Origin of the sequence: Streptomyces sp. 5-10 (genome assembly GCF_014712245.1) — a bacterium.
Taxonomy (GTDB): domain Bacteria; phylum Actinomycetota; class Actinomycetes; order Streptomycetales; family Streptomycetaceae; genus Streptomyces; species Streptomyces violaceusniger.
On sequence record NZ_JACVYG010000007.1, the window covers coordinates 91,047 to 100,234 of the forward strand.

Annotated in this window: 21 protein-coding genes; all 21 read left to right on the top strand. The window is 63.9% G+C overall.

What is annotated here, in order from left to right; genetic code table 11:
* The first annotated feature begins 253 nt into the window (after positions 1-253).
* The 21 genes from IEJ02_RS11220 (at position 254) to IEJ02_RS11310 (ending at position 9,188) form a co-directional block, all read left to right on the top strand.
* Complete coding sequence (locus IEJ02_RS11220; RefSeq protein ID WP_191064646.1) at positions 254-802, top strand: hypothetical protein; 549 nt, start codon at positions 254-256, stop codon at positions 800-802.
* Between the two features lie 85 nt (positions 803-887).
* The gene (locus IEJ02_RS11225) at positions 888-1,133 is read left to right on the top strand and encodes a hypothetical protein (RefSeq protein ID WP_191064647.1); all 246 of its coding nucleotides are present in this window, start codon (positions 888-890) and stop codon (positions 1,131-1,133) included.
* A gap of 167 nt (positions 1,134-1,300) precedes the next feature.
* The gene (locus IEJ02_RS11230) at positions 1,301-1,528 is read left to right on the top strand and encodes a hypothetical protein (protein ID WP_191064648.1); all 228 of its coding nucleotides are present in this window, start codon (positions 1,301-1,303) and stop codon (positions 1,526-1,528) included.
* Positions 1,506-1,631 carry a hypothetical protein gene (locus tag IEJ02_RS49835; RefSeq protein ID WP_263407934.1) on the top strand — a complete coding sequence of 42 codons (126 nt, stop codon included), beginning with the start codon at positions 1,506-1,508 and terminating at the stop codon, positions 1,629-1,631. Before IEJ02_RS11230 ends, IEJ02_RS49835 begins: the two co-directional genes overlap by 23 nt.
* Before the next feature lie 198 nt (positions 1,632-1,829).
* Positions 1,830-2,525 carry an FtsK/SpoIIIE domain-containing protein gene (locus IEJ02_RS11235; protein WP_223863691.1) on the top strand — a complete coding sequence of 232 codons (696 nt, stop codon included), beginning with the start codon at positions 1,830-1,832 and terminating at the stop codon, positions 2,523-2,525.
* Between the two features lie 62 nt (positions 2,526-2,587).
* Entirely contained in the window at positions 2,588-2,740 is a 153-nt protein-coding gene (locus tag IEJ02_RS11240) for a hypothetical protein (RefSeq protein ID WP_191064650.1), read from the top strand.
* A gap of 32 nt (positions 2,741-2,772) precedes the next feature.
* The gene (locus IEJ02_RS11245) at positions 2,773-2,976 is read left to right on the top strand and encodes a hypothetical protein (protein ID WP_191064651.1); all 204 of its coding nucleotides are present in this window, start codon (positions 2,773-2,775) and stop codon (positions 2,974-2,976) included.
* 11 nt (positions 2,977-2,987) lie between these two features.
* The gene (locus IEJ02_RS11250) at positions 2,988-3,518 is read left to right on the top strand and encodes a hypothetical protein (protein WP_191064652.1); all 531 of its coding nucleotides are present in this window, start codon (positions 2,988-2,990) and stop codon (positions 3,516-3,518) included.
* A 39-nt stretch (positions 3,519-3,557) separates the two neighbouring features.
* Positions 3,558-3,836 carry a hypothetical protein gene (locus tag IEJ02_RS11255; protein ID WP_191064653.1) on the top strand — a complete coding sequence of 93 codons (279 nt, stop codon included), beginning with the start codon at positions 3,558-3,560 and terminating at the stop codon, positions 3,834-3,836.
* 3 nt (positions 3,837-3,839) lie between these two features.
* A complete protein-coding gene (locus IEJ02_RS11260; protein ID WP_191064654.1) occupies positions 3,840-4,343 on the top strand; it encodes a hypothetical protein in 504 nt (167 codons plus the stop codon).
* A gap of 27 nt (positions 4,344-4,370) precedes the next feature.
* Complete coding sequence (locus IEJ02_RS11265) at positions 4,371-4,871, top strand: hypothetical protein (protein WP_191064655.1); 501 nt, start codon at positions 4,371-4,373, stop codon at positions 4,869-4,871.
* A gap of 64 nt (positions 4,872-4,935) precedes the next feature.
* Positions 4,936-5,298, top strand: a complete 363-nt coding sequence (locus tag IEJ02_RS11270; protein WP_191064656.1) for a hypothetical protein — start codon at positions 4,936-4,938, stop codon at positions 5,296-5,298.
* A gap of 37 nt (positions 5,299-5,335) precedes the next feature.
* Positions 5,336-5,545 (top strand): hypothetical protein, encoded by a 210-nt coding sequence (locus IEJ02_RS11275; RefSeq protein WP_191064657.1) that lies wholly within the window; start codon positions 5,336-5,338, stop codon positions 5,543-5,545.
* 166 nt (positions 5,546-5,711) lie between these two features.
* Positions 5,712-5,843: a hypothetical protein gene (locus tag IEJ02_RS49840; RefSeq protein WP_263407935.1), complete on the top strand. Its 132-nt coding sequence runs from the start codon at positions 5,712-5,714 to the stop codon at positions 5,841-5,843.
* Between the two features lie 349 nt (positions 5,844-6,192).
* Positions 6,193-6,444 (top strand): hypothetical protein, encoded by a 252-nt coding sequence (locus IEJ02_RS11280; RefSeq protein WP_191064658.1) that lies wholly within the window; start codon positions 6,193-6,195, stop codon positions 6,442-6,444.
* Positions 6,445-6,466: 22 nt separating this feature from the next.
* Complete coding sequence (locus IEJ02_RS11285; RefSeq protein WP_191064659.1) at positions 6,467-6,844, top strand: hypothetical protein; 378 nt, start codon at positions 6,467-6,469, stop codon at positions 6,842-6,844.
* Positions 6,845-7,262: 418 nt separating this feature from the next.
* Positions 7,263-7,457: a hypothetical protein gene (locus IEJ02_RS11290; protein ID WP_191064660.1), complete on the top strand. Its 195-nt coding sequence runs from the start codon at positions 7,263-7,265 to the stop codon at positions 7,455-7,457.
* Positions 7,458-7,476: 19 nt separating this feature from the next.
* Positions 7,477-7,776, top strand: a complete 300-nt coding sequence (locus tag IEJ02_RS11295) for a hypothetical protein (RefSeq protein WP_191064661.1) — start codon at positions 7,477-7,479, stop codon at positions 7,774-7,776.
* Positions 7,773-8,015, top strand: coding sequence for a hypothetical protein (locus IEJ02_RS11300; RefSeq protein WP_191064662.1), 243 nt, complete (start codon positions 7,773-7,775; stop codon positions 8,013-8,015). Before IEJ02_RS11295 ends, IEJ02_RS11300 begins: the two co-directional genes overlap by 4 nt.
* A gap of 60 nt (positions 8,016-8,075) precedes the next feature.
* On the top strand, positions 8,076-8,756 hold the full coding sequence (locus tag IEJ02_RS11305; RefSeq protein WP_191064663.1) for a hypothetical protein: 681 nt from the start codon (positions 8,076-8,078) through the stop codon (positions 8,754-8,756).
* Positions 8,757-8,882: 126 nt separating this feature from the next.
* The gene (locus IEJ02_RS11310; RefSeq protein ID WP_191064664.1) at positions 8,883-9,188 is read left to right on the top strand and encodes a hypothetical protein; all 306 of its coding nucleotides are present in this window, start codon (positions 8,883-8,885) and stop codon (positions 9,186-9,188) included.

Sequence of the window (9,188 nt, forward strand, 5' to 3'; positions counted from 1 at the left end):
CTTTGCTGGTGTATTCATGGCTGTCGCATGGGTGTTGGGGGCTACGATGGACTTGGGTCCGGGTGTCCCGCCTGGTACAGCTATGGCCATAGCGTCGGTTTCTGCCCTGGGTGTGGGTATGTTCTCGCTCGGTGTCCACCGTGCAGAACAGAGAGTGACTGAAGACTGATGGAGCGTTACACCCTGTAAGATTCCTGCGCTACGCTGTAGTAAGTTGTACAGCCCCCACACGGAACAGGAGGGACTACATCCCATGGCTCGCGTCACGGAAGTCAAGCTCGTCGAGGTGCCGCCCGCCCCCAAGAGGGCCATCCGCAAGAAGACCAAGAAGCCATCCCTGCTTGAGGAAATGAAGGCTGCTCTCGAAGTCAGCCCCTCCAGTGTCGTAGTCGACGGCGAGTACGAAGGCAAGGGCGACCCGGAGAAGGCGGAGTCCTCCGCATCCTCCGCCGCCTACCAGGTGAACCTAGGTGAAGCACATCGCTGGAAGGACACCGATCCCGATCTGGTCACCGAAGAGAACCCCAAGGGTCTGAAGTATTACGCCGCCTACCGTGAATCCAGCACCAAGCCGGGCGTCTTCGAGCGCGTCGTCGGCCTCCGGTCGCATCTGCCAGAGGATTGGGCAGACTTTGTGAACGCCGCCGGGAGCCGCAAGCGGAAGAAGATGCAGGAGGAGACGGAGTCGGCCTCGGCCGACAACCCTGGCGAGGAGACCGCTGTCGAAGCCGCCGACGAGGCGTCTTACGCTGTAGACGAGGCGGCCGACACCTTGGATGACGCGGTGGACACCGCACACTGACACAACCGCACACCGCAAAGAATCAGCCCGCTTGCCGTTCCGACGGCGGCGGGCTGGTCGTTTCTCAGGTAAAAGGGGAGGCTCAATGGAGAACGGCAAGTACCGCGTTTCAGTCCGCTGCAACCTGTGCGGAAACGGCGAGGACATCGTGATGGAGCTGACCCGGGAGGGGATGGAAGCCATCAACCTCCTCGGTCGTACCGTCGCCCGGGATTCGGACTGGAACATGACGATTCTCGTATGCGACGTGAGCGGAGAAACCCCGGTACTATCAGGCATTCCGTTTGCGGGTTCCAGCGGCCTGACACCACTCGCCGAAGGTTGTTGCTGATGCCAGAAGACCGTCACCCCCGAGGGGCGGCGCTGATCCGGAAATACACGGTCGAGTTCCTTCCGGCCGCCAACCCGAGGATCCGCCGGGGCTCGGGCCCTTGGCGGGAGGCGATACCCAGGACTGACGAAGAGACAGCACGCCGGAGTGCTGCCGCCCTGCGGGGCATGAATCTGCGTTTCCGTATCCGGATCGCCTTCACGGAGGCCGACGCGGGACAGAAGGAAGCGGTGGAGGAATGCACGGCTGCGGTATGGGATCGGATCGGCCGGGTGGAGTACCGGCACGAGGGTGAGATGGCGGACCTCATTCCGGGCTGGGTGACTGGAGCCGACCCGCTGGAGATCCCGAAAGACGAGGAGGGGAAAGACTGTGAACTTGCCATACCCGGATGACCTGAGGGAAGTGGACGGGGTCGACGGTACGGACGACCCGTACGACGGAGACCTGTGGTGGGACGGGTCCGACGACGACTACGAATGGACCCCAGATCATTGACCCTGGTTGTCCAGTTACTTCTCTTGGGCTTCCTGGTTTTCGTAGCCTGGCTGGCCCTGACGATCGCCCTGGCGAGCATCCTGCGCATCATCGGGATGCTCGCCAAATGTTTGTCGCAGAAAGCAGAACACCCTCGGAAAGGGGAAGACATTGAACACAGCATGGAGCCCGGACCTGATTCCAGAGGATCCGGCCCTGATGCGCATCGGGATGGACGCCGCCACGAATGACGCCGTAACGATCCCGATCAACAGCCGCATCCTCATCGCGGGCGCGTCGAGCTACGGGAAGAGCTGGACACTGCGCCCCCTCCTGGCAACCGCCCTTCTGCGCGGCCACTGCCTGATGCTCCTCGACGGAAAGGGCGAAGAGGCCCACGCCTGGTCCTCGGTGTGCCGGACGGCGGTCACCGAGGACCAGGTCGCCAGCGCCATCGACGACCTGTGGTCGGAGATGAAGGAGCGCAGGCAGTTCATGAGTCGGCACGGCATGCTCCGCTGGAACGGCCCGCTGGCCGTGACGGCGGTGGACGAAGGAGCGGAAATCCTGTCCGTCGTGCAGGCGGACAAGGGGTACCTGGACCGGCTCGTCACCCTGGTCGCGTTCGGCCGCTCGCGCGGCATGCCCTGGTGGTGGGCTACGTCCAATCCACGCGTCGGCGGATCTCGCCCCGGCCTGAATCCTGCGATGGTCCCGAGTATGGATCACCGGTTCGCCCTGCACCTGAGGAGTTCGTGTCACTCGCTCATGCTGGACACCGACTCCGAGGTGTCTCCGTTGGACATGGCGCAGACCGCACGGGGTCATGGGTATCTCGCGGACTACGCCCCGAACCCGGTCGCAGTGGACTCCGTTGACGACATGACGGTGTACGGCCTGAAGAAGTTCGTCTGACCGGCGGGGCCCGCATCCCTCGTGAGGAGATACGGGCCCCGCCCCAAGGGGAGGGAGGCAGGGTGACGCTGCTGGAACTGGGGCTGTGGGTCGGGCTGTTCGCGGCCATGGTGGTGCTTTTCAGCCTCCTGGCTGTCTGCATCATGAAGGTTTTCATCCATATTTACGACGCAATCGTCTGGGTGGCTTGCCGTGCCCCCTGGAAGCGGGACTGAAATGCGTCGACCATCCCGGCAGGAGGACAGTCATGAGTGAAGGAAAGCCCCGCACCACCCAGGCCGCGACTGAGGCGCGCAAGGCAGTTCTTGACGCCCTTCAGTCCGGCCGGGCGCTCACCGAACAGGAGGCACGGAGTCTCGCCGACCGGCTCATGTACGAGACCCGGCGGGCGGGTTGGAGCGCTGGGTATGACGCCGGATTCGCCGACGGCCAGTATCAGGATTGCAGGTAAGGGAAAAGGTTATGAATGACCCCACTACAGAAAAGCCTGACCGGAGTCCGGCTTTCGAGGACGCTTTGCAGAACGCCAGACACGCTCTGCTTACTGCGGATCCGGTCGCAAATCTGACGAAGGTGATCACGAGGTTCCGCGACGAGTATCGCGCGGAGATCTTCCGGGAGGCGGCCGACGAGTGCGATAAGGCCGGGGGTCTGTACACGGGGCGCGCCCTCAACGACCATGCCGCAGGAGCCTTCTCTCTCATGGAGACTTTCCGGCGGAAAGCCAACGAGGTCGAGTACTTGGCCGCACCGTGCGATCCGTGGGTTCCTTGCGAGAACGGCGGGGAACCCTGCTCCACGCATGAGCGGCTGATGGCTCACGCTGAGGGCGACCATGAGCTGTGCGGGTCGAGTTGTACCCCGCCACGGCCAACCCACGTCGGCGACCAGGCGAACGCCGAGGACTGTCCTGGCTGTGATGCAGAGAAGGCCAACCTGTCGTATCCGTTTCTCTGCCCTGCTGCGCCTGGTGCGCCCGCCAGGGTCTTGTGAAGTGAAAGTAGTCCACCGTTCCCGGAAAGGGGAAAGACCATGAAGGATCTGTTCCGTCGCGGCCTCCCGGCTGTCACTCACACTGGTCCCGGTTACGATCTGACCCCACTGCCCCAGCGCGGTGATGTGGTCGAGCAGTGGCTGAAGACGCAGCGCGACGCGGCTGCGGACTACCCCGAGGCGTACCAGGTGGCCGACGGATTGCTGGATCTGTACCGGCTGCATGCCGACACCGGAACCCCGCTCACCGAACATGTCTGCGAAGGCCGGGCCATCGGAGACTGCGAGTGCTTCGAGGCGCCTGAGAAGAAGGTGTGAGCCGTGGCTCATCAGCTCCCCGGCCCTCCTGTAGTCACCAGCACCATCATCGGTGAGAAAGTCACCCACGCCGTCGAACTCGCGGTCACCGATTCCCCGGCACTCAAGGTGGACCACCTCCACTACGACGTGACCGGCCTGCGCGTCACCTACGAGGACGACCAGGTCACCAGGCTCACCGTCCTCGGCGTCGACCGGGGTACGGGCAAAGCCGAGGAGATCGGCACTCGGCTCGACCAGTACGAGTTGGTGCAGCCCAGGATCCGCTACGAAGTCGAGAAGCATCGTCCGTCCCGGCGTCTGAGCGCCTACCGGGCCACGGTGCTGCACGAAGCCGCCGACATCCTCGACAAGTCGATCCCGGAGGGAGCGTCCAGTGAGGACTGGGAAGAACTCATTGGGTGGATCGAGGAGATCCGCGAGGCTGCACAGGAAGCGGAGCGAGCTGCCGATCCGGGCTGGGACCCCAAGGGCTTCCTGAAGAGCTTCATCGACATCGAACCATAGGGGCGTCGGATCAGAAGGGGGGTCCGGGTGAAAGATCAGCAGACTGCGATCATCGAGCGGCCCATCAGTGGTCAGATCGCGGTGTTCACTCCGTTCGTCGAAGGCGGCAGCCGGAAGTTCCTGAAGGAGCTGATCGGCAGCCGGTCCCGGCTGGACTGGGACAAGGAACGCAAGCGCTGGCTCATGTCGCGGCAGCACATGGCAAAGGTCATCGACGGTTGCCTGAGACGATGGAGCCGGGTTGAGCTGCGTCGCCAGTATCTGGAGACACAGCGATGCGATGTGCGCTGTCAGCAGGCCAAGGGGGACGACTGCGAATGCTCGTGCATGGGCCTGATGCACGGCTCCCGGGCCGTGGGGGGCGGCTGGCTCAGCGGTTTCCGCCGGGTCGGCGAAACGACCCTGGTGACCCGGGGCGCGGAGCGGTGGGTTGTCCTTCTCCTCGAACTGGCCAACGACAACACCGCAACGCAGCAACGGCCAGCCCATTACCCGCCCCGTCACTCGGGGCGCCGACCCCGGCCATGAGGCCACCACCAAGCTGGACACACCACTCCCGGGAAAGGAGAAGATCGGTATGGGGAGCAGGACCATGACGAGCTATGGCACCTGGTGCAGTCGTGTCGACGAGTTCGGCACCTCACCTGACGGAGATGTCGCCGCCTATGTCGGCAGTGCGGATCCCGAATGGCGCGATCGGATTCAGGCAAACGGCATGTATGCGCAGATGTGTGCCGCCTACCGTGACGCCATCGAAGCCCGCCTGCCCGCCAGCGTGTCCCTGCGCGGCAACGAATTCATCGGGCCCGCCCACCCCGAGCCGGGGGAGTTCGACGGTTACCCCCTGAATGAGTTCGGATCTCTGGACATCGGGGCCTGCATCAAGGGTGAACGCGACGAGGAAAAGATCGATGTGGCCGCCATTGTCGATCACTTCGACCCTGACGACAATTGACGGTACCTGGAAGAAGAACTGAGGAAAGGGGAAGATTTTGATCAAGAATTCCGCCGGGTGGGGCAAGGTCAGCCGGGCTGAGGCCGACGAGATGGTGGCCGATGTCATCCGGGAGGCGATAGAGCACGTCACGACCGTGGTCACGGTGCAGACGCGCAGCGAGGAGTACGGCAAGACCCGGTCTGTCGAGGCCCTGGCCGAGATGATCCCGGAGCGCCAGCGCACCGCCACCGAGCTTCGGGGCTGAGCCCGGGGCGTCTGCCGCGTCGGCCCGCCGCACACTCTGCGGCGGGCCGACGCATGTCAACAAGGAATGGACGAGATCCCAAAGCTGAGAATTCTCACTCAATGCGCTATGCTGTCTTGCCTAGGCTAGACCGAGCGTAGTCAGAAGATCACGGAAGGGGAGAGACGTGAACACCCTCGAAGAGCAGTCCCAGCCCATCAGCCAGAGCGGCCTGCCCACCCGGCACCCCGGAGAGACGGGGTACCCGACCGGGGGCGACCGCGCACCCGTTCCCGAGCCCAAGCCGGAGCGTGTCTGACGGCGGGACTCGAAGCCGCTACACAACAATCACCCCCGATCCGCAGAGACGACACATCCTGCTGGTCGGGGGTGACGTGCATAAACGGCCCGGACAACACCCCCCAGGAGATCCATAAACGGAAGGAAGGAATGGAGAAAGTGCATTACGACAGGGCGAATCGCATAGTTGCCTACCGCGATCCCGACAGGCGGGGCGCACTCTTGTGTCGCAACCACGGGTACGGATGGGTGGGGCTGATCCCGCTCACGTCCGACGACCTGCCCGACGGCGGCATCTGCACATACGGGCGCTTCAGCAAGGCGGAATGCGGCCGGGACGTCCTGACAGTCGAAGTTGGTGATCGGCGGTGAGTGGCCCGGTCAGTGCCAGCGCCGAGTTCCGTGAGCTGGCGGGCGTGATCGACCCCCGTATCCCATCGGACCGTGCGGCCGAACTGATGGTTGCCTTCCGGGATGTGGTTCGCTCCGAGCTGCTGCACGAGATCGCCGATTACTACGAGCGGAAGGGGTGTGTCGTCCTCGCTGCCTCGCAAGTAGCCGCCGAGCCGCGAAGCGGCGAGATCCACGCTGGCAAAAGTGAGGCCCCGGTTTCCGCGTAACTCCGATCGGAAAGGACAGGCGTTGAAGAGGACCGTTCACGACAACCACCGCATCGAGGTACACCTCAATCTGCGGCATCCCCGAGGGCTGCGCCCCGGTGACGAGGGGTACAACGAGCATGCCCAGCGGGTGTGCGGCGAGGTCGAGCGGGCCATCCGCAGGCATGTCGACAATCTCGCGCCAGCAAGCCTGGGGGACTCCCGTCCCGCACCGGGTGCTGTGCGGATCATCTTCGACACGCGGGAAGAGTGCTCGCACTGCGGGCTCCTCTGGGAGACTGTGACCGAAGCTGACCTGGATGAGCACTCAGTCCTGGGTGAGCCCCTGTGCTGCCGCAAGGCTGTCGTCGAATTCCGTAACGAGAAGGGCATCCCCCTGGGGGAGTTCGGGGAGGGCTGAGGCGTGCACAGGTCTGGAGACCAGGTGAGGGTTCTGGTCGGAACGCTGGAAGGCTCCGTCTGCGCGGTGACGTCTGTCCGGGTGTACGCCACAGACCAGGGGTACTACGTACAAGGCGGCGAAGGTCTCTACCGCCCGGATCAGGTGGAACTGGTGGCGGAGCGTACCGAGGGAAACCCTTGCGGGTCCCCGTGCGACGAGACTGCCCACGCACTGGATTCATTCCATGTGTGCGAACACTGCGTGGGCCAGTGCTACTGCTGGACGGGCAGCTGACTACCGGGGCGGCGAAGGTGGACGAGATGCTTCGTACACTGGAATCCCCTCGGACCTGAAGCGTGGGGGACAGGCCCGCCCTTTGCGAAGGCGCGGGCCTTCGTCATCACCGGAACCAAGGAAAAAATGAGGGGGCACAGGAATGCCGACCAAAACTGAGTATCCGATGCGGGTCCGCCTGCACGGGGGCCGCAACACTCACGGAGCACGCGAGACCATCAACACTGGCGCCGAAACGGCCTGTGACACTTTCGTCGACATCTTGGCGGAGAACCACTGGCTCGACGATGACGCCAAGGTCACCTGCAAGCGATGCGTACAGGTGATGGGCGGGTAGGAGTGAAAGGAGTTCCAGCGTGACCAGCAAGGAAACCGACTACACGCCAGGGGATGAGCCTGTTCCCGTCGGAACGGTGGTCGACTACGCCAACCGGGAGGGTCCGCAGTGGATCGCCGGTCATGATGACCCGGAGAACCGCTTGAAGAAGTGGCCTCCGCCGCCACCCGGCTTCAACCTGGAAGAGGCGTACCCGGACGGAGTGGCCTACCGCCTGCTGCCGGTGGGGATGCCGGACAAGATGGGCAACCGGCATTACGCAACCGCCTGGGTGCGCCGGACGTCGTTCCGGATTGTTGAGAAAAGGGGAAATTCATGACACAGAACGAGGACAAGGGTGCCGGGGTAGTTCCGTCTCCCGTAGGCCAGCACCACATCGCGATCGAGGAGGCGGCCCAGGAGCTGACGCAGGCGAAGCGGCGTCTCCAGCGAGCTGCATGGGCGGCGAAGATCGAAAACAGGGACAGTCCGCTGGCCCGGGACCTGGAGAAAATCTACTTCGCCGTTGAGAATCTTCAGGTTACCTATGACCTGAAGGACCAGGAGATCAGCGACTGACGGGCGCCGGGCACGGACATCTCGGTGCCCGCGTCTACGGGGAGCAGGAAGGGGAGGGGAATGTACGACACGAAGCTGCCCAAGTGGCCACGCCTGATGGTGCGGGGCCGGAACATCAGGCCCGAACAGGCCGATCAGGTCATCCTCCGCACGACCTGGTTCGGGGGTCTGACTTGCAACGACGAGAAGTGGAACAAGACCGTGCGCCGGATCTTCGGCATCACTGCACAGGAGCACGGTGCCGGATGGTTTGATCAGTGGAGCCAGGTGGCTGTCGATTTGGACGCACTCGATCTCCAGTACGTTTACAACGACCAGATCTCCTCGTCCAGCGCTGACGGTCCGAAGGGGTGGGTGAGCTGGGGCGGTCAGGTATTCGGTGACGGTGTAACGCTGCTGGGTAAGTGGCCGACGGTTGCGGAGGTTACCGACGACTGGCGCAAGATCGCACACGCCTTCCCGTACCTGGAGTTGACGGCTCAGCTCGTCGCAGAGGAGTGGGACGAAGGCTTCGAACACCTGGAATCCTACCGACCGCTGGTCTCATGGACTGTCGGCCGTGGCGGGGTCGAGCTGAACAGCACCCCGGGTGACCCCATGTTCGAGCCGCCAGGGGGAACGCGCGAGGAGCAGCTGGACCGGAAGTATGCGAAGGGACTGCCTTCGGAGCGGGGCGTTTCGGAGAAGCGCCTGCGGGCGGCTGTCGAGCGGTGCCGCCGCCGGGCGAAGCAGGGGCGGTGAAGCGCAAGCCCGTACCCTCCAGGGGTGCGGGCTTGCCAGCGCCCACCCATGGGGGCCTGACTGGCGCGTGCGGCGATCACGGTAACTGAAGATCAAAGTTGACTCTTCAAGGAAAGGGGAGGGCTGATGGAATTCAAACTGACAAAGCCTTACGAGCGGGGCGCGGGCCTCGATACGGGCAGGGACATCTGGCAGTTGATGTCCATGCTGAACGCCTGGAATGTGGGGCCGCTGGTGAATTACCAGTCCAGGACGCACGGAGAGGACGGCGAGCGGTGCGTCCAGCCGGATTCGGTATACGGCCATCTGGAGGAGGCCCTGAAGGCGGTCATGCGGCAGCTCGGAGCCGACCCGGAGAAGGCTTACGTGGCCCTCCAGGAGGGGTGCTCTTTCCGCGAGGCAGTCGAGGCCCACAAGAGCGAGACGCTGTGA